We start from the raw sequence: 19,373 nt of genomic DNA on the forward strand, positions 1-19,373 counted from the left end.
ATAGAAGATGCTGGCACAATCACCAGTTGTTCTTGAACCAGCGATAGGCGCGCCGGATCGAGCGGGCCGGATAGCTGTCGGCGGGCATCTCGAAATCCCACCATTCGTCTTGCGGATGGGCCGCGAAAAGCGCGAGGCCGACGGCGCTGGAGAAGCTGGGATCGGTCAACTGATGGGCGAGCCCGTCGATCCGCAGCGGCCGCCCGCAGCGGATGTTCGGCCCGAGGATGCGCGCGGCCAAGCCATCTAGGCCGGGGATCTGGCTGCCCCCGCCCGTCAGCACGATCTGCTGGCTGGGCATGTGGTCGAAACCGGCGGCGTCCAGCACCTCGCGCACGTTTTCCAGGATCTCCTCGACCCGCGGGCGCATGACGCCGATCACGTCGGCGCGGCTGACCTGCCGGCGGTCCGATTCCCAGTCCCCAGTCTCGCCGCCCACGTCGATCATGTCGCGGTCGTCGCGGCCCGTCGCCTCGACCCCGCCGTTGAGCGTCTTCAGCCGCTCCGCCACCGGCAGGCCGACGCGCAGCCCCTGCGCGATGTCCTGGGTGATGAGGTTACCGCCGATCGGCACATGGTCCGAAAAGATCATGTGCTTCTTGATGAAGACCGTCACCCCGGTCCCGCCGCCGCCGAAGTCGACGCAGGCCGCGCCCAGCTCCTGCTCGTCCTCGACGAGGCTGGCGCGCGCCGAGGCGTAGGGCGCCGAGGCGATGCCCGCCAGCTCCAGGTCGCAGCGGCGGATGCACTGGACGAGGTTGCCGATCATGTCGCCGTCCACCGTCAGCACATGCATGTCGCAGAACAGCTTGTTGCCGACATGATCGCGCGGGTCCGGCAGGCCTGAGCGGTTGTCCACCGCGAAGTTCACCGGCTGCGCGTGCAGCACCTCGCGGTTCTTGCCGAAATCAGGCGCGTCGCAGGCGGCGAGGACCGAGGCGACCTCGTGATCGCCGACCTTGCCCGAGGCCAGGGTGATCTCGCCGGCAAGGCCGTACGAGGCGGGGCGCCCGCCCGAGAGGCAGGCGATGACATGGTCGACCCGCACCCCGGCCAGCTTCTGGGCGGCGGCGACGACGGTGCGGATGGCGCGCTCGGTCTCGGCCATCGTCTCGATCTCGCCGCGGCGCATGCCCCGCGCGCGGGTCGAGGCGGCGCCGATGACGCGGAAGTTCACCTGCCCGGCCATCGGGCCGATCCCGTCGGTCTCGCGGAAGGTGCCGGTGCCGTCGAAGCGCAGCACGAGGCAGGCGATCTTCGAGGTGCCGATGTCGAGGATGCCGATCACCCCCCGTTGAAGCGCCGCGCGACGGATGTTCCGCATCGCCCGCTGCGTCTGATAAAGCTCCGCCATCGCCCTGCCCTCCCCTCAGCCTTCGTTTTCCGCAATCACGCGCCCGTCGGCGTCCAGCATCGGCTGGCCCCGCGCGGTGCGGATCGTGTTTCTTGCGTCGATCCCGAGCCGCAGCACCGGGCGCGACGGATCGCGCAGATCGACGGTGCTGATGTCGCGGCCCAGCATGTCCTCAGCCCGGTCCAGCGCGATGGCGGCCTCCAGCGCAACGACGGCGCCGGTCTCGGGCAGCATGATCCGCTGGCCGAAGTCCAGGACCAGGTCCCACCGCCGCTCGCCCCGCCGCACGAGGCCGCGCACGCGGGGCAGGATCGGCCCCGCCGCGTCGAAGAGGGCCAGCGCCTCCTCGGTCATCAGGTCGGCGCCCTCGCCCGAAATCAGCGGCAGGTCCGGCCGCACCTCGCGCGAGGTGACGCTGGCGACGCGGTGCCCGCCGCGGTCGAGGATCTCGATGCCGCGCTGGTGGCGCCACAGGATCGCGGGCTCGCGCTCCTTCACCACGGCCGAAAGGATGCCGCCCGGCTTGATCCGCAGGTCGATCGTGTCCACCGCGTCGAGCTGCATCACCTGAAGCCGCAGCGCGGGCAGGTCGATGTCGAAGCTGGAAGCCGGCAGGTCCACCGGCAGCATGGCCCGCAGCGCGCGCTCGACCACCGGGGAGGCGCCCTCGATGGTCATGGTGCGGACCTGGAACTCGTCGCGGCTCTGGATGTCGGTGACGACGCTGGCGATGCTGCCCGTCAGCGCGGCGCGCCGGTCCTCGTCCGCCAGCCACAGCCCGCCGAGCATTGCCAGCAGGAAGGCCGGCAGCCCCACCCGCACCACGCGGCGGTAGAGCGGCGTCAGCCACATGCGCTGCAGGCGATAGGTCAGCCGCGAGGGCGCGGGATCGCGCCGCACGCGGGGCGCCTCGGCCTTGGAGGGGCGGTGATCGATCACGACCGGCACAGCGCGTCCTCCACCATCCAGGCCATCAGCGCCGGAAAGTCGATGCCGGCATGGGCGGCCTGCTCGGGCGCGAGGCTCGTGGGCGTCATGCCGGGCTGGGTGTTCACCTCGAGGATGATGAGCCCGGCAAGGCCGCGCGCCTCGTCCCACCGGAAGTCGGTGCGGCTGAGCCCCGTGCAGCCAAGCGCCTTGTGCGCCCTGACCGCCAGATCGAGGCAGGCGGCGCGGATCTCGGCCGGGATGTCGGCAGGGATGACGTGGCGCGAGCCGCCGACGGTGTATTTCGCGGCGTAGTCGTACCAGCCGTCGGTCAGGATCTCGGTCACGTCCAGCGCCCGCTCGCCCATCACCGTCGTGGTCAGCTCGCGCCCCGGCGCATAGGTCTCGACCATTACCCGCGCTGGCATGTCATCCGACAGCGCCGGCGGCTGGTTGGCGCCGTCATGGACGATGTAGACCCCGACCGAGCTGCCCTCGTCGTTGGGCTTCACCACATAGGGGGGCGGGATCACGTGGCGGCGGCGCACCTCGTCGGCATCGGCGATGACGCTTTCGACGACCGGCAGCCCGGCGGCGCGGAAGGCCTCCTTGGCGCGGGTCTTGTCCATGGCGAGGGCCGAGGCCAGCACGCCGGAATGGGTATAGGGAAGGTCCAGCCACTCGAGGAGGCCCTGAACGCAGCCGTCCTCGCCCCATCGGCCGTGCAGGGCGTTGAAGACGACGTCGGGCGCCGCATCGCCAAGGCGGCGGACGATCTCGTCCCCGCGCGCGCTATCCAGCGCGATCTCGACCACATCAAATCCTGCCACCCGCAGCGCGGCCGCGCATTCGCGCCCCGACGACAGCGACACCTCGCGCTCGGCCGAGGGTCCGCCCATCAGAACGGCTACGGTGTGGGCTGTCCTGCTCGACCTGCCCGTCACGTTTTCGCCTTTCGCGCCCGGTTGCTCCGGGCTTTCTTGCTGCACCCTCGGTCCGATCCTGAACGGAAACCGGGGTGCCATGATCGTGAAGATACAGTTAAAGCGTCTGTGGCAAAAGCACAATTTTCAGGCGAGTGAGACTTGCCGCTCAGGCGGGCGCGGCGGCTTCCTCGGGGGCGGGATCGCCGATGCGGATCACCTCCCATTGCAGCTCGTGCCCGCTTTCCTCGAGGACGCGGCGGCGGACCAGCTCGCCCAAGGCCTCCAGTTCGGCGGCCGTCGCGCCGCCGGTGTTGATGAGAAAGTTCGGGTGCTTTTCCGACATCTGCGCCCCGCCCCAGCTGTGGCCGCGCAGGCCCGCGGCGTCGATCAGCGACCAGGCCTTCAGCTCGTGCGTGTCATCCTCGCGCCCGGTCGAGGAGAAGCCGGCCGGGTTGCGGAAGGTCGAGCCGGCGCTGCGTTCCTTCGTCGGCTGGCTGGCGTCGCGGCGGGCGAGCTGGTCGGCCATCTTCGCGTGCAGCGCGTCGGGATCGCCCGGTTCGGCGCGGAAACGGGCGCGGGTGATGACCGCGCCCTCGGGCAGTTCGGCATGGCGGTAGGCAAAGCGCAGGTCGGTCGGCGTCAGGGTCAGGCGGCGGCCGTCGCGGGTGACGGCCTCGGCGTCGATCAGGTGGTCGGCGACATAGCTGCCATAGCAGCCGGCATTCATCCGCACCGCGCCCCCGATGCTGCCGGGGATGGTCCGCAGGAAGGTCAGGTCCAGCCCCGCATCCGCCGCCCGGCGCGCGACCTGCGAATCCAGCGCGGCGGCGCCGGCCGTGACGATGTCGCCTTCGGCCTCGATGCCGTTGAAGCCGCGACCAAGCCGGATCACGACGCCGCGGATGCCCCCGTCGCGGACGATCAGGTTGCTGCCGACGCCGATCGGGAAGACCGGCACGGCCGGATCGAGGGCGGCCAGAAAGCCCTCCAGATCCGCGTCATCGGCGGGCTGGAACAGCCAGTCGGCCGGACCGCCGACGCGAAGCCAGGTCAGCCCGTCAAGCGGGCGGTCGGGGATCAGGCTGCCGCGCGCGGCGGGAAGATCGATGCTCATGGGGAAGGTCGTAGCCAGCCGCGCGGGCAGCGTCAACCGACGGCGCCGGACCGGATCAGAAGCCGAAGGACGCCGCAACGCCAAGGCCGGCCGCGATCAGGCCGAGTCCCGCCAGCCCTCCGGACAGGCTGCGCCAGCGCAGCGCATGGCCGGCGATGCGCGCCAGCACCAGCCCCGCGAGAGCGCCCAGCAGCGCCGGCGCCGTCACGTAGCCCTGCGCGATCAGCGCGCCGAGGTCGTGAAAGCCCCCCTGCCCCTGCGCCGCCATGTAGAGCTGCCCCGAGATCGCCGCCAGCAGCAGCGCCAGCACCGCCACCGGCCAGGCCAGCCGCAGCCGGGCGCTGCCGAAGGCGATGACACCCGCCCCTAGCAGGCAGGCAAGGCCGATGGCTTCGGGGTTCATCAGCCGCGGCGCTGCGTGCGCTCGAGCGCGGCGGCCCGGCGGCGCAGCGGCGCGCGGGCCAGGACCAGAAGGCCGAGGGCGAAGCCGCCGAAGCCCGGGCCCGGCCCCCAATGCAGGGTCAGAAGCCCGAGGACGGGCACACCGGCCAGGGCCAGCAGCCACAGCGTCGCGCCCGTGTGCCGCAGCGGCAGGCGCGGGATGACCAGCGCCAGCACCAGCCACAGCAGCGTCGCCGCCACCGCGATGGCCGGCGGCGACATCACGCGGCGCGTTCCTGAAGGCGCGCCGGCAGCCCGTTCGCCCAGGCCGAGATGGTGCCGGCGCCGAGGCAGACGACCATGTCGCCGGGGCGGGCCTGCTCGCGCACAAGCCGCTCGAGGTCGTCCTCGGAAAGGATCGCGCGGGCGTGGCGGTGACCATGGGCGATGAGGCCGGCGACAAGGTCGTCGCGGCTAGCGCCGGGAATCGGGTCCTCGCCGGCGGAATAGACCTCGGAGATGGCGACGACGTCGGCCTCGTTGAAGCAGGTGCAGAAATCCTCGAAGAGCGAAGAGAGGCGCGAGTAGCGGTGCGGCTGGTGGACGGCGATCACGCGGCCGCTGCCGGCCTGCCGGGCGGCCTTGAGGACGGCGGCGATCTCGACCGGGTGGTGGCCGTAATCGTCGATGATGGTGACGCCGTTCACCTCTCCGACCCGCGTGAAGCGGCGGCCGACGCCGCCGAACTTGGCCAGCGCCTCGCGGATCTCGGATTTCTTGATGCCGAGGTGTCGGGCGACGGCGACGGCCGCGAGGCAGTTCGAGACGTTGTGATCGCCGGGCATGGGCAGGGTGCAGCCCTCGATCATCTTCAGATCACCATTGTCCTCCGGCCCCTCGCCTTGCAGCGCGATGTCGAAATGGGCGATGCCGCTCTCGTAGCGCAGGTTCATGGCACGGACATCGGCCTGGGCGTTGAAGCCGAAGGTCACCACGCGGCGGTCGGTCAGCTTGCCAACGAGGGCCTGCACTTCGGGGTGGTCGGTGCAGAGGACGGCGAGGCCGTAGAAGGGAATGCCCGAAGCGAAGTTGTAGAAGCCTTGGCGGAGGGCGTCGAAGCTGCCCCAATGCTCCATGTGTTCGGGGTCGATATTGGTGACGATGGCGATGTCGGCGGGCAGGCGGTTGAAGCTGCCGTCCGATTCGTCGGCCTCGACGACCATCCATTCCCCGGCGCCGGCACGGGCGTTCGAGCCATAGGCGTGGATGACGCCGCCGTTGATGACGGTCGGATCAAGGCCGCCGGCGTCCAGAAGCGTCGCGACCATCGTGGTGGTGGTCGTCTTGCCGTGGGTGCCGGCAATGGCGATGTTCGACTTCATGCGCATCAGTTCCGCCAGCATCTCGGCGCGCCGCACGACCGGCAGGCCGCGGCGGCGGGCTTCCTCAAGCTCGGGGTTGCCCTTCTTGATGGCGGTCGAGATGACGATGACGGCGGCGGCGCCGATGTTCTCGGCCCGCTGGCCCTCGAAGACCTGCGCGCCGAGCGTCTCCAGCCGGTCGGTGATCTTCGAGCGCTTGAGATCCGAGCCCTGCACCTGGTAGCCGAGCGTCAGGAGGACCTCGGCGATGCCGGACATGCCGATGCCGCCGATGCCGACGAAATGGATCGGGCCGAGTTCACCGGGCAGTTTGGTCGCTGCGTTCATGTCGCAATCTCCTTGACGAGGTCGTAAAGGCGCCGCGCCGCATCGGGCCGGGCCAGTGTCAGCGCGGCAGCCGCCATCTGGGCGGCGCGGGAGGGGTCGGTGAGGATCGCGCGGATGTCGCGCGCAAGGCTTGTCGCGTCAAGCACGGATTCGGGATGGACCAGCGCGGCCCCCGCTTCGGCGAGCGATTGCGCATTGGCGGTCTGATGGTCCCCGGTAGCGGCGGCGAAGGGGATCAGGATGGCGGGGCGGCCGATCACGGTGATGTCGGCCAGCGAGGAGGCGCCCGAGCGGCTGATGACGAGCTGGGCGTCCGCGATGCGGTCGGGCACGTCGGCGAAGAAGGGCTGCACCTCGGCGGCGATGCCGGCGTCGGCATAGGCCTTCGTCACGCGGTCCATGTCCTCGGCGCGGGCCTGGTGGCTGACGGTCAGGCGGGCGCGCAGCTCCTCGGGCAGCGCCGCCACGGCGGCGGGCACGATGTCCGACAGCACGCGCGCCCCTTGGCTGCCGCCGATGACCAGCAGCCGCAGCGGCCCCTCGCCCGGCGCGTCGTAGGCGCTGGCGGCGCGCTCCAGGACGGCGGCGCGGACCGGGTTGCCGGTATGGGTGCCGGTGACGCCCGCCGGCAACTCGGTCGGCCAGGTCCCGCAGGCGATCCGCTGCACGCGCGGTGCGAAAAGGCGGTTCACCCGGCCCATCACGCCGTTCTGCTCGTGGATCATCCGCGGCAGGCGCATCAGGCGCGCAGCCGACAGGGCGGGAATGGTCGGGTAGCCGCCGAAGCCGATCACGACATCGGGGCGCTCGGCCCGGAAGGCGCGGCGGGCGGCGAGGACACCGGCGGCGATCTTGAGGGGCGCGGTCAACTTGCCGCCGACGCCGCCCCGCGCGGTGGTGGCCGAGGCCACGACCTGCCGCGCCACGGCCGCAGGGAAGGCGCCGGCATAGCGGGCGCCGCGCTCGTCGGTCGACAGCTTGACGCGCCAGCCCTCGGCCAGCAGCAGCTCGGCCAGGGACTGGGCCGGGAACATGTGCCCGCCGGTGCCGCCGGCGGCGATCAGGGCAAGGCGGCCTTTAGCGTCGGGGCCGGGCATCAGCGGCCCCGGCGCAGGATCTGGCCCAGCTCGCCCTGGGGCCGGGTGCGGGTCAACGCCAGAAGCATGCCCGCTGCGATCCCCGAGGCGATCATGGACGAGCCGCCATAGCTGACGAAGGGCAGCGTCATCCCCTTGGCGGGCAGAAGGCGCACGGCGACGCCCATGTTGATCAGCGCCTGCACGCCGAAGGCGCAGGCGAGGCCGGTGCCGGCGATGCGCGCGAAGATGTCCCGCTCGCGCAGCAGGCGCAGCAGCGAGCGCGTGACGATGGTGCAGTAGAGCGCGATGATGACCATCACCAGCACGAAGCCGTACTCCTCGGCCGCCACCGCGATGATGAAGTCGGTATGGGCGTCCGGCAGGGACCATTTCACGCTGCCCTCGCCGACGCCGACGCCGAAGAAGCCGCCCTCCTGGATGGCGTTGGTGGCATAGCCGATCTGCGTGCGCGGGTCGACCTCGGACGAGAGATAGCCGTTGATCCGCCGGGCGAAGTGCTCGGAGGCGCCATAGGCGAAGATCCCGCCCCCGACCGCCAGACCGGCGACGCCCAGCAGCAGCGCCATCGGCGCGCCGGCGACGAAGATCATCACCAGCCAGGCGAAGAGGACCAGCGAGGCCTGGCCGAAATCCGGCTGCAGGGCCAGCAGCATCACGACCACCAAGGCCGCGAAGAAGGAATAGAGCTTGCCCGGCGGTCCGCCCACCTCGGAACTGGCCGCCATGAACCAGGCGCAGAGGGCGACGAAGCCCGGCTTGAGGAACTCGGACGGCTGGATGGACACGAAGCCGAGCGAGAGCCAGCGCGTGGCGCCCTTGCCGAAGTCGGTGCCGATGAAGGGCAGTGCCGCGATCATCACGAACGAGACGGCGAAGCCCAGCACCCCGATGCGCCGGATCTGGCGGGGCGAGAGCATGGAGACGACCAGCATCACCAGAAGGCCCATGCCGCCGAAGACCGCCTGCCGCTGCACGTAGTAGAAGCGCGGCAGGTTGTTCTTTTCGGCCAACGGGACCGAGGCCGCGAGGCCCAGAAGGATGCCCGTCGCGAACAGGCCGAACACGCAGGCCAGCGCCCACTTGTCCAGCGTCCTCCACCAACGGGGAAGAATCGGATCGGCCGCCCGCACGGGCGTGGTGCCGAAGACCATCTCGGTCATGGGGATACCGCCGTCACTGCCTCTGATCGCCCGGTTGGTCCGGGTCTGCCGCCGACGATAGCCGAAATCCGCCGGTCGTGCTACTGCGGATTCAGCGCGCTCTGCGGAAGGATGGGGTCAGGTGCCGTGGCTGCGGTCATAGCTGCGCGGCGCGGGAAGCTGCCAGCCATCCGGGCGCGCGGCCGGCCGGAAGGTCTCGACGCGCAGCGGGTGGCAGGCGGCCGCGTCCGAGCTGTGCTCGCCCCCGCAATCGCCGCCGGGGCAGGCCGACAGCGCGCCCAGAAGGTCCAGCTCGGCGAAGAACTCGAGGTGGTCGCCGGGGCGGACGGGGCTGGCCTTCATGAAGTACTGCCCCGTGCCGCGCAGGAAGCCGGTGCACATGAAGACGTTCAGGACGTCGTGGATATGGCCCTCGGCCTCGGCCAGAGGCAGGTGGCGGGCCTCGGCCAGCGCGCGGGTGAGGTTCGAGTGGCAGCAGTGGTGATACTGGCCACCGCCCGACAGCAGGTTGTGCGTGTAGGGATCGCAGCGCGTGCCGATGACGTCATGCACGCCCCCGCCATGCTCGTCGAAGCCGTACCAGTCGAGCGTGTCGTCCGTGATCGTCGCCATCGGTCGCAGGGTCGGGAAGTTCGACCAGAGCCGGTCGCCGGTCGTCAAATGCGTGCCGTGCAGGGCGCGGGTCTTGCCGGAATAGAACCGCTCGGACAGGTCGGCCGACCAGAGGTTCAGATCGCCCACCTGCGGGCCTTCCACGCTGATGATGCGGAAGAAATGGCCCGCCGGAACCTCGAAGCAGCGGGCCTCGCGCGGGGGGACGGGGACGGTGGCCGTGCGGGTCCAGCCGGCGCGCGCGGCGCGCAGGGCGTGAAGGTCCGGCTGCGGCAGGGTCTCTGTCGGGTAGCAGACGACGGGCGGGATGGCGCGGCGGGCGGCGGCGTCTTGCGGGGCGTCGTGCTCGGGCGTCATGGGCTCTCCGGTGGTCGCGGCCCTCAGCCGAGGGTGGCGAGGGCGGGGAAGGTTTCCAGCAGCCAGAAGCTGAAGGCCGAGAAGGCGCCGGTGATCAGCATGACCCCGACGACGATCAGCAGCGCGCCCATGACGCGCTCGATCGCGCCGAGCCAGGGCTTGATGCGGTTCATCAGGCCGATGGCGCGGTTGATGAAGATCGCGGCCAGCAGGAACGGGATGCCGAGGCCGGCGGCGTAGACCGCCAGCAGCGCGGTGCCGCGCGAGAGTTCCCCGCCGGTCGCGGCCAGCGACAGGATCATGCCCAGCTGCGGGCCGATGCAGGGGGTCCAGCCGAAGGCGAAGGCGAGGCCCAGCACATAGGCGCCAAGCGCGCCGCCGCCCTGCTGGCCGGTCTGAAGCCGCGCCTCCTGGTCCAGCAGCGGGATGCGGATGATGTGCAGGAAATGCAGGCCCATCACGATGACCATGAGCCCCGCGACCTGCGCCAGCCGGTCCTGCCACATGAGGAACGCCCGCCCGAAGGCCGAGGCCGCAAACCCCATGACGAGGAAGACGGTGGACAGGCCCAGCACGAAGAACAGCGCCGGCAGGACCGCGCTGCGCTGGCGGGCGGTCAGGCCGTTGACGTTCACGCCGGTCATGTAGGCCAGATAGGGCGGCACGATCGGCAGGACGCAGGGCGAGAGGAACGAGAGAACCCCGGCCAGCAGCGCGACGAAGGCGGCGGGCAGGAAGGCGGCGGTGGCAATCTCGATTCCCAGCATGGCCGGCACTCTAGCGGGACGCCCGCGGAAGGACAGGGGTCAATGCGTCACGGCTGCGTCAGCCGCAACGCGACAGGGGCGCCGTGACGCGCCCCTGCCCTGCATTCCTATCGGTCTCGGATCAGCTGCCCGACCACCAGCCGCGACGCTTGGGACGGCTGTCCTCGTCCGCGGGACCGGCGGTGTTGGCCGGCTCGGGCACCGCGGCGGGTTGCACCGGGGCGACGGCGACCTCGGGCTGCACCTCAGGCTCGGGCTGCGGCTCCGGCTGCGACTCGGCCTCGTCGGCCGCGTCATCGGCCTCGGCAGGAACGCCAGCTTCGGCATCCGGCTGCGCCGCCTCCGGCAGATCGGCAGGCGCTTCGGCCGAGACGATGGCGTCGGCCAGCAGCGCCTCGGGCTCCGGCGCGTCCGGGGCCGCGGCCTCGTCCAGGCCCGGCAGGGCCTCGGCGCGGGCATCGGCATCGGCCGACAGGTCCACCACCTCGGGCAGCGGCTCGACCGACTGGCTCTCGCGTCCGCGCGACCGGCGGCGGCGGCGTCCCGAGGGCGCGGCGTCATCCGCCGCGACCTCGGCCGGCTCGTCGGCCTCAGGCTGCGCCACGACTTCTGCGTCGGTCGCGTCTTCGGAGCCAGCATCGGCCTCGTCCTCGCCACCCTCGGCCGAGATCTCGCCCTCGGGACGATCTCCGTTCCGCCGCCGGCGGCGGCGGCGGCGGCGCGAACGACCTTTGCCATCGCCCTCGCCCTCGTCGCCCTCGGCATCGGCCCTGGCGGCCTCTGCGGCAGGCTCGGCTGCCGTCTCGACAGTGGTCTCGACCTCGACTGCATCCTCGACCGGGTCCTCGACGGCAGCCTCGTCCTCGTCATCGATCCGGGCCATCAGCTCGGCATCCACCGACAGGGCCGCATGGGCGGCCGGCTGGACGACGCGCGTCGCCGTCTTGAACTTCTCGAGCGCGAAATCCGGCGAGATCAGCGTCGGGTCGGCCTCGACCCGGACGGCCATGCCGTAGCGCGCCTCGATGCTGGCCACGTGCTCGCGCTTGGCGTTCATGATGTAGTTCGCCACCGCGATGGGCGCCTTGACCAGCACCTCGCGCGAGCGCTTGCGCGTGCCCTCTTCCTCGATCGCGCGCAGGATGGTCAGCGCGAGGCTGTCGTCCGAGCGGATGAGGCCGGTGCCGTGGCAATGAGCGCAGGGCTGCGTGGTCGATTCCAGCATCCCTGGACGCAGTCGCTGGCGCGACATCTCCATCAGGCCGAAGCCCGAGATGCGGCCGATCTGGATGCGGGCGCGGTCGGATTTCAGCGCGTCCTTCATCCGCTTCTCGACCGCGGCGTTGTTGCGCCGCTCGTCCATGTCGATGAAGTCGATGACGATGAGGCCGGCAAGGTCGCGCAGCCGCAACTGGCGCGCCACCTCGTCGGCGGCCTCGAGGTTGGTCTTGAGCGCCGTCTCCTCGATCGAGCCTTCCTTGGTGGCCCGGCCCGAGTTCACGTCGATGGCGACCAGCGCCTCGGTCACGCCGATGACGATGTAGCCCCCGGACTTGAGCTGCACGGTCGGATTGAACATCGCGCCGAGGTAGCTCTCGACCTGGTGGCGCGCGAAAAGCGGCATCGGGTCGGTGTAATGCTGCACGGCCCGGACGTGGTCGGGCATGATCATGCGCATGAAGTCCTTGGCGGTGCGGTAGCCGCGTTCGCCCTCGACCAGCACCTCGTCGATCTCCTTGGAATAGAGGTCGCGGATGGTGCGCTTGATCAGATCGCCCTCTTCGTAGATCGGGGCGGGGGCGACGGACTTGAAGGTCAGGTCGCGGATCTGCTCCCACAGGCGCAGCAGGTATTCGTAATCGCGCTTGATCTCGGTGCGGGTGCGCTGGCTGCCGGCGGTGCGGATGATGAGCCCCGCGCCCTTCGGCACGTCGAACTCGGCCGCGATCTCCTTGAGCTTCTTGCGGTCGGCGACGTTGGTGATCTTGCGGCTGATCCCGCCCCCGCGCGCCGTGTTCGGCATCAGGACGCAGTAGCGGCCGGGCAGCGACAGGTAGGTGGTCAGCGCGGCGCCCTTGTTGCCACGCTCTTCCTTGACGACCTGGACCAGCATGATCTGCCGGACCTTGATCACCTCCTGGATCTTGTAGCGGCGCGCGCGGGGCTTGCGGGGGGCGCGGACCTCTTCGGTCACGTCCTCCTCGGCCACCGATTCGATCTCGTCGTCCTTGTCCGAGGCCTGCGTGGGCTCGTCCTCGGCCTCGCCCTCGTGGTCGGCGGCGTCCTCCGCGGCGTCGGCCGCGTCGGCGGCAGCTTCGGCGGCGTCCGCGGCCGCCTCTTCCGCGACGGTCTCATCGCCGCGCTCGGCGGCCTCGGCACGGGCGCTGCGGCGGCGGCTGCGACGCTCCTCCTCGGCCTCCTGGGCCTCGGCGGCGGCACGTTCCTCGGCCATCAGCGCCTCGCGGTCGGCGGCCGGGATCTGGTAGTAGTCCGGGTGGATCTCGGCAAAGGCGAGGAAGCCATGCCGGTTCCCGCCATAGTCGATGAAGGCCGCCTGAAGCGACGGCTCGACCCGCGTGACCTTTGCCAGATAGATGTTGCCAGAAATCTGGCGCTTGTTCAGGGTCTCGAAGTCAAATTCTTCGACCTTGGTTCCGTCGACCACGACCACCCGAGTCTCCTCGGCATGGGTGGCGTCGATCAGCATTTTCTTTGCCATTGATATGTCTTTCGCGCAGGCGGCAGCCCGGCGGGGCCAGTGGCCTCGGCCGGGTCAACGGGCTGCGTTGTGATGAGGACACGGGCGCGTCACCCCGAACGGCGGCGGCACCGGCCGGGCTTGTCGCCCGCCGGTTCCCGTCATTGCCATCCATCGCGCGCGTCATCGCGTCTGTTCCTTCGTCTGACCCGGAGCCGAAGAAGGCCGGCCGGGCCGCTGTCTGTTGTCGCCCCCGTGCAGCCAAGGCGCAGGCAGGGGCGGGTTTTCCGCGCGGCACATGACTCGCCCGGTCCGGGATCAGAGGTGCCGCGCTGCGAAACTTTGGGCGCCGGCAACCGCGGGTTGCGGGATCGACGCGCATATCCGGACCATAGAGGCGAAAGCGCCCCGGTTTCAATCGAAAATCCGCGTGCCCGGACCAGATGCCAAGCGGCTTCCCGCCACGCCCGTCCCGGCGTTGCCTCGGGCCGCGCGCAACAGCGGCGCACGCAAGTGTAACGGAAGCTTCATCCGGCTGTCGCAGGCTCGACCTAAGAGGGCCCTTGCGAGGCAGGCCGGGAGGCAGCTGATGGCGGTGATACGGGTGACGGCGGAAGATGCGCCCTCGGCGCGCCTGCTGGCCGAGGCGGCCGCCCTGCCCCCCGGCGCCCCCATCGTCGCCATGATCCACGGCTACCGCTACTCGCCCGCGCGGCCGGCCAGCGACCCGCACCGGCACATCCTCGCGCTGGACCCGGCGCCCGGCTGCCCGCGCGCCTTCTCCTGGCCGCGCGGGCTGGGCTTTTCCGGCGCGCCCGGCGAAGGCCTCGCCCTCGCCTGCGCATGGGAGGCGCGCGGCAGCCTCGGTCGCGCCTATGGGCGCGCCGGCGCGACCGGCGCCGCCCTCGCCCGCCTTCTTGGCGAGCTGGCGCAGCGGGCCGGACGGCCCGTGGCCGTCATCGGCCATTCGCTCGGCGGGCGCGTCGGGCTGCAGGCGCTCGCCCATGCCGAGGCTGGCGCGATCTCGCGGCTCGTGCTGCTGAACGCGGCCGAGTTCCGGGACACCGCCGCCGCCGCCATGAACGCCCCGGCCGCCGCCGGCGCCGAGGTGCTGAACGTCACCTCGCGCGAGAACGACCTCTTCGACTTCGCGCTCGAGCAGCTGCTGGCGGCCGGCCGCCGCCGCGCGCTCGGCTTCGGGCTGGAGCGGGCAGCGGCGAACTGGCTGGACCTGCAGATCGACGACGGCGCCACGCTCGAGGCGCTGCGCCGGCTCGGCTTCCCCACCGACCGCCGGTCCCTGCGCCTCTCGCACTGGACGCCCTACCTGCGCGAGGGCCTCTTCGAGCTTTACCGAACGGCCCTCTGCCACCCCTGGGCGCTGCCGCTGGACCTGCTGCGCCGCCAGCTGCCCGCACGCCCTGAGCCGCGCTGGTCGCGCCTTCTGCCCTTGCCCGCAGCCGGTCTCGCCGCAGGCTAGCGAAGGCGCCTTCTTCTGTGTGCAAATATCCTGGGGGGTCCGGGGGGCAACGCCCCCCGGCCGTCGCGGGACGCAGGAAGCGCCTTCAGCCGTCCTTCGCGTCGCCCGCCGGCAGCGCATGCGCCTTGAACAGCCCCGCATTGCCCATCAGGAAGACGAAGATCAGCACCGGCAGGCCGAAGGTCTTGAACCAGACCCAGCTCGTCTCGGACATCGTCCGCCAGACCAGCTCGTTGAGCAGCGCGAGGCCGAGGAAGAACACCGCCATCCGCGCCGTCAGCTTGCGCCAGCCGGCCGCGTCCATCGGCAGCGCCTCGGACAGGACTGCGCCCAGCCAGTTGCGGCGCAGCACAAGGCTGGTGCCGAGGATCGCGGCGAAGAGAAGGTAGATGATCGTCGGCTTGATCTTGAAGAAGCGCGGATCGTTCAGCCACAGCGTGGCGCCCCCGAAGACCACCACCAGCACCAGCGTCGCGACCTGCATCGGCGCCAGCTTGCCGGTCAGGCGCCACTGGATCAGCGTCGCGATGGTCTGGACCGGCACGAAGACCAGCGTGGCCAGCATGAAGCCGCCATAGGCCTGCCCGAAGACGGCGACGGTGTCGTTCCGCCACAGCATGAACACCGCGAAGAACAGGATCAGCGGCCCGAACTCGAGCAGCGGCTTGACCCAGGGCTTCGCCCCCGCGGTGTGGCTGTCGCTCATCGTATGTCACTCCTCTGGATGCATGGGCCTCTGGATGGGGCTGGTTCTGGACCAGGACGGCCGCCGCGGCAAGCGGCGCGGGGCGTCAGTCCAGCCGCACCGCCGCCAGGATCGGGCCAGGCAGGTCCGCCGGCGGCTGGAGCAGCTGGACCAGCAGCGCATGGCGCGTGTCGTCGGGGAAGCGCCCGCTCTCGTCCAGCTCGGCCCGAACGGTCAGGCGCAGGGGCTTCTGCCCGTCCCACCGCGCCAGCGGCTCGATCGCCAGCACGACGTTGCTGTATGACACCCGGCGGCCCCGGTTCTCGCCCGCCGTGACGTCCACCGACCGCTGCGGCGCGTAGCGGATCATCAGGATCTCGGCGCTGCCGCCGAGGTCCGAGAGGGGCAGAAGCTCGATCGCCTCGCCCGAGGGCAGGCTGTCGCGCTGCACGCTGACGCGCGCCGGCGCAAAGCGCGCCGCGTCGATCTGGCCGTTCAGCTGCGCGGGGCCCGGCGACGGCACCGTGTCATGGCCGGCGACGATGAGCTGGGGCGTGTAGATCGCCCGCTCGCCGGCGGCCCGGGCATAGCCCTCCTGCCGCTTGGTGAATTCGGGGCGCGCGTAGCTGTCCGCCCAGCCCAGATAGTCCCAGTAATCGACATGGTAGGACAGGGCCAGGACGTCCGGCTGCGCTGCCAGCATCGACAGCATCGCGTCGGCCGGCGGGCAGGTGGAGCAGCCCTGCGAGGTGAACATCTCGACCACGACCGGCGCCGAGGCGGCCCGCGCCAGCGCGGCGGCGGGCGCGGCCAGCGTGTCGGCCGAGGTGAAGCTGTTGAAATCGCCGCCCTCCGATCCGGCCTCGTCGCCGCGCGGGGCGGTCCGGCTCGGATCGTCGGGCGCCGCGATCACGGGCGCGTCGGCCGCGATGCCCTGCGCCTCGGCCGCCGCGGATGCAATCCCGGCCAGCGCCAGCGCAATTGCAGCGACAGTCATCGCCGGGCGCCCCTGGCGCGGCGCATGGGGCCGCGCCCCGTTCCCTGTGTCCATCGAGATCATCACCCCCGTCCATACCGCCTTGGTCCCTAAAGCTGTAATCAAGGCTTCGTTAACCGCGCCGGCAGGCGACTGCGTGCCTCTTGAGCAACAGGCGCGTCTCTGGTATGCCACGGCATACAATTCGGTGCCGCCGCACTTGCGCCCTGCCTGTCGATGGGGCAAAGCGGTGCGGCAAGCCCGACCCATCCTCACGTCCAGACAGGGAGGCCCTGATGCCCATCCAGACCGGAACCGACACCGCCAAGACGCGCCGCACGCTCAGCGCGGGCGCGCAAAGCGTCGACTACTACTCGATCGCCGCCGCCACCGAGGCGGGCCTGGGCGACTTCTCGAAGCTGCCGGCCGCGCTGAAGGTCGTGCTGGAGAACATGCTGCGCTTCGAGGATGGCGGCTTCACCGTCAGCACCGACGACATCAAGGCCTTTGCGCAATGGGCGGCCGATGGCGGCAAGAGCGCCCGCGAGATCGCCTACCGCCCCGCCCGGGTGCTGATGCAGGACTTCACCGGCGTTCCGGCGGTCGTCGACCTTGCCGCGATGCGCGACGGGATCAAGGCCCTTGGCGGCGATGCGCAGAAGATCAACCCGCTGAACCCGGTCGATCTGGTCATCGACCACTCGGTCATGATCGACGAGTTCGGCACCCCCCGCGCCTTCCAGCGCAACGTCGAGCTGGAATACGAGCGCAACATGGAGCGCTACACGTTCCTGAAATGGGGTCAGAAGGCGTTCAACAACTTCCGCGTGGTCCCGCCCGGCACCGGCATCTGCCATCAGGTGAACCTGGAATACCTGGCCCAGACCGTCTGGACCGACACCGACCAGAACGGCAAGACCGTCGCCTACCCGGACACGCTGGTCGGCACCGACAGCCACACGACCATGGTCAACGGCCTTGCGGTCCTTGGCTGGGGCGTCGGCGGGATCGAGGCCGAGGCCGCGATGCTGGGTCAGCCCATCTCGATGCTGATCCCCGAGGTCGTCGGCTTCAAGGTCACCGGCGCGCTGCGCGAGGGCGTGACCGCCACCGACCTGGTGCTGAAGGTCACCCAGATGCTGCGCGCCCACGGCGTCGTCGGCAAGTTCGTCGAGTTCTTTGGCGAGGGTCTTGACCACATGCCGCTGGCCGACCGCGCGACCATCGCCAACATGGCACCCGAATACGGCGCCACCTGCGGCTTCTTCCCGATCGACGACGAGACGCTGCGCTACCTCCGCCAGACCGGCCGCGAGGAAGACCGCATCGCCCTGGTCGAGGCCTATGCCAAGGAAAACGGCTTCTGGCGCACGGCGGACTACGCGCCCGTCTATTCCTCGACGCTGGAGCTGGACCAGAGCACCGTCGTTCCCGCCATCTCGGGCCCCAAGCGCCCGCAGGACCACGTGCCGCTGACCGACGCCTCGCGCGTCTTCGGCGAATACATCAAGGGGATGCGTCCCGCCGCCTCGGTCTCGCTGGCCGAGAAGGAGAAGATGACGGCCGAGGCCGGCTCGCCCGATCCCGCGCCGCAGCAGATCCCCGGCGGCGATCACGGCCACCTGAACAGCGCCCCGGTCGAGGGCGAGGACTACAAGCTGCGTGACGGCTCGGTCGTGATCGCCTCGATCACCTCCTGCACCAACACCTCGAACCCCTATGTGCTGATGGCCGCCGGCCTCGTGGCCCGGAAGGCGCGCGACCTCGGCCTGACCCGCAAGCCCTGGGTCAAGACCTCGCTCGCCCCCGGCTCGCAGGTCGTCGAGGAATACCTCAAGGCCGCCGGCCTGCAGGAGGACCTGGACGCGCTCGGCTTCAACCTCGTCGGCTTCGGCTGCACGACCTGCATCGGCAACTCGGGCCCGCTGCAGCCGGAAATCTCGAAGGCGATCAACGACAACGACCTGGTCGCGGTCTCGGTCCTGTCGGGCAACCGCAACTTCGAGGGCCGCATCTCGCCCGACGTGCGCGCGAACTACCTCGCCTCGCCCCCGCTGGTCGTGGCCTATGCCATCGCCGGCGACATGAACATCGACGTGACCAAGGACCCGCTGGCCCATACCCCGGACGGCAAGCCGGTCTATCTCAAGGACATCTGGCCGACCTCGAAAGAGGTCTCGGACATGGTCCACAACATCGTCACGCGCGAGATGTTTCAGACCAAGTATGCCGACGTCTTCAAGGGCGACGAGCGCTGGCAGGGCGTCGAGGTCACCGACAGCGAGACCTATGACTGGCCCGCGTCGTCGACCTACATCCAGAACCCGCCCTACTTCCAAGGCATGTCGAAAGAGCCGGGCACGATCAGCGACGTCAAGGGCGCCCGCGTCCTGGCGCTGCTGGGCGACATGATCACCACCGACCACATCTCGCCCGCGGGCAGCTTCAAGCCAACCACCCCGGCCGGCAAGTACCTGACCGAGCGCCAGGTCTCGCCGCGTGATTTCAACAGCTACGGCTCGCGCCGCGGCAACCACGAGATCATGATGCGCGGCACCTTCGCCAATATCCGCATCCGGAACGAGATGCTGGACGGCGTCGAGGGCGGCTACACCAAGGGCCCGAACGGCGAGCAGGAGGCGATCTTCGACGCCGCCATGCAATATGCCGACCAAGGCACGCCGCTGGTGATCTTCGGCGGCAAGGAATACGGCGCCGGCTCGTCGCGTGACTGGGCGGCCAAGGGCACCAACCTCCTCGGCGTCAATGCGGTCATCGCGGAAAGCTTCGAGCGCATCCACCGCTCGAACCTCGTCGGCATGGGCGTCGTCCCCTTCGAGTTCACGAACGGCGACACCCGCCACTCGCTGAACCTGACCGGCGACGAGACCATCACGATCGAGGGCCTCTCGGGCGAGTTCAAGCCGCTGTCCATGGTGCCCTGCACCATCACCTACGCGGACGGCACCGAGAAGACGATCCAGCTGAAGGCCCGCGTCGATACCGAGGTCGAGATCGACTACCTCAAGAACGGCGGCGTGCTGCACTACGTGCTGCGCAACCTCGCCGCCGCCTGATCCGGCGCTCGTGACAAAGAAAACCCCCGGCAGACCGCCGGGGGTTTTTC

At 70.3% G+C, this 19,373-nt stretch carries 16 protein-coding genes; 2 read left to right on the plus strand and 14 right to left on the minus strand.

The genetic code is table 11. From position 1 onward, the window contains the following. Positions 1-19 precede the first annotated feature (19 nt). From ftsA to BLP73_RS03480, 12 genes are all read right to left on the minus strand, one after another. Positions 20-1,354, minus strand: a complete 1,335-nt coding sequence (gene ftsA / locus BLP73_RS03425) for a cell division protein FtsA (protein ID WP_090740308.1) — start codon at positions 1,352-1,354, stop codon at positions 20-22. A gap of 15 nt (positions 1,355-1,369) precedes the next feature. Then, positions 1,370-2,302: a cell division protein FtsQ/DivIB gene (locus BLP73_RS03430; protein ID WP_245686537.1), complete on the minus strand. Its 933-nt coding sequence runs from the start codon at positions 2,300-2,302 to the stop codon at positions 1,370-1,372. Beyond that, positions 2,290-3,225 carry a D-alanine--D-alanine ligase gene (locus BLP73_RS03435; RefSeq protein ID WP_175453221.1) on the minus strand — a complete coding sequence of 312 codons (936 nt, stop codon included), beginning with the start codon at positions 3,223-3,225 and terminating at the stop codon, positions 2,290-2,292. The genes BLP73_RS03430 and BLP73_RS03435 overlap by 13 nt, the downstream gene beginning before the upstream one ends. A 148-nt stretch (positions 3,226-3,373) precedes the next feature. Further along, positions 3,374-4,321, minus strand: coding sequence for a UDP-N-acetylmuramate dehydrogenase (murB, locus tag BLP73_RS03440; protein WP_090740722.1), 948 nt, complete (start codon positions 4,319-4,321; stop codon positions 3,374-3,376). A gap of 55 nt (positions 4,322-4,376) precedes the next feature. Next, entirely contained in the window at positions 4,377-4,724 is a 348-nt protein-coding gene (locus tag BLP73_RS03445; protein WP_090740312.1) for a hypothetical protein, read from the minus strand. Then, positions 4,724-4,984, minus strand: coding sequence for a DUF2484 family protein (locus tag BLP73_RS03450; protein WP_090740314.1), 261 nt, complete (start codon positions 4,982-4,984; stop codon positions 4,724-4,726). The genes BLP73_RS03445 and BLP73_RS03450 overlap by 1 nt, the downstream gene beginning before the upstream one ends. Continuing rightward, positions 4,984-6,411, minus strand: coding sequence for a UDP-N-acetylmuramate--L-alanine ligase (gene murC, locus BLP73_RS03455; protein WP_090740316.1), 1,428 nt, complete (start codon positions 6,409-6,411; stop codon positions 4,984-4,986). Before murC ends, BLP73_RS03450 begins: the two co-directional genes overlap by 1 nt. Next, positions 6,408-7,508: an undecaprenyldiphospho-muramoylpentapeptide beta-N-acetylglucosaminyltransferase gene (gene murG / locus BLP73_RS03460; protein WP_090740318.1), complete on the minus strand. Its 1,101-nt coding sequence runs from the start codon at positions 7,506-7,508 to the stop codon at positions 6,408-6,410. The genes murC and murG overlap by 4 nt, the downstream gene beginning before the upstream one ends. Beyond that, positions 7,508-8,671, minus strand: coding sequence for a putative lipid II flippase FtsW (ftsW, locus tag BLP73_RS03465; protein ID WP_090740320.1), 1,164 nt, complete (start codon positions 8,669-8,671; stop codon positions 7,508-7,510). Before ftsW ends, murG begins: the two co-directional genes overlap by 1 nt. A 117-nt stretch (positions 8,672-8,788) precedes the next feature. Further along, the gene (locus tag BLP73_RS03470) at positions 8,789-9,640 is read right to left on the minus strand and encodes an urea carboxylase-associated family protein (RefSeq protein WP_090740322.1); all 852 of its coding nucleotides are present in this window, start codon (positions 9,638-9,640) and stop codon (positions 8,789-8,791) included. Positions 9,641-9,663: 23 nt separating this feature from the next. Next, positions 9,664-10,407: a cytochrome c biogenesis CcdA family protein gene (locus BLP73_RS03475; RefSeq protein ID WP_090740324.1), complete on the minus strand. Its 744-nt coding sequence runs from the start codon at positions 10,405-10,407 to the stop codon at positions 9,664-9,666. Positions 10,408-10,528: 121 nt separating this feature from the next. Next, positions 10,529-13,126 carry a ribonuclease E/G gene (locus BLP73_RS03480; RefSeq protein ID WP_090740326.1) on the minus strand — a complete coding sequence of 866 codons (2,598 nt, stop codon included), beginning with the start codon at positions 13,124-13,126 and terminating at the stop codon, positions 10,529-10,531. A 568-nt stretch (positions 13,127-13,694) separates the two neighbouring features. On the opposite strand from BLP73_RS03480, the gene BLP73_RS03485 reads away from it, so the two are divergent. After that, a complete protein-coding gene (locus BLP73_RS03485; protein WP_090740328.1) occupies positions 13,695-14,585 on the plus strand; it encodes an alpha/beta fold hydrolase in 891 nt (296 codons plus the stop codon). An 85-nt stretch (positions 14,586-14,670) separates the two neighbouring features. On the opposite strand, the gene BLP73_RS03490 is transcribed toward BLP73_RS03485, so the two are convergent. Beyond that, positions 14,671-15,291 carry an inner membrane-spanning protein YciB gene (locus BLP73_RS03490; RefSeq protein WP_090740330.1) on the minus strand — a complete coding sequence of 207 codons (621 nt, stop codon included), beginning with the start codon at positions 15,289-15,291 and terminating at the stop codon, positions 14,671-14,673. An 85-nt stretch (positions 15,292-15,376) separates the two neighbouring features. After that, positions 15,377-16,267: a DUF1223 domain-containing protein gene (locus BLP73_RS03495; RefSeq protein WP_139165878.1), complete on the minus strand. Its 891-nt coding sequence runs from the start codon at positions 16,265-16,267 to the stop codon at positions 15,377-15,379. Positions 16,268-16,542: 275 nt separating this feature from the next. Between BLP73_RS03495 and acnA the strand changes: the two genes are divergently transcribed. Beyond that, a complete protein-coding gene (gene acnA, locus BLP73_RS03500; RefSeq protein WP_090740335.1) occupies positions 16,543-19,323 on the plus strand; it encodes an aconitate hydratase AcnA in 2,781 nt (926 codons plus the stop codon). Positions 19,324-19,373 lie beyond the last annotated feature (50 nt).

Origin of the sequence: Paracoccus tibetensis (assembly GCF_900102505.1) — a bacterium.
Taxonomy (GTDB): Bacteria; Pseudomonadota; Alphaproteobacteria; order Rhodobacterales; family Rhodobacteraceae; genus Paracoccus; species Paracoccus tibetensis.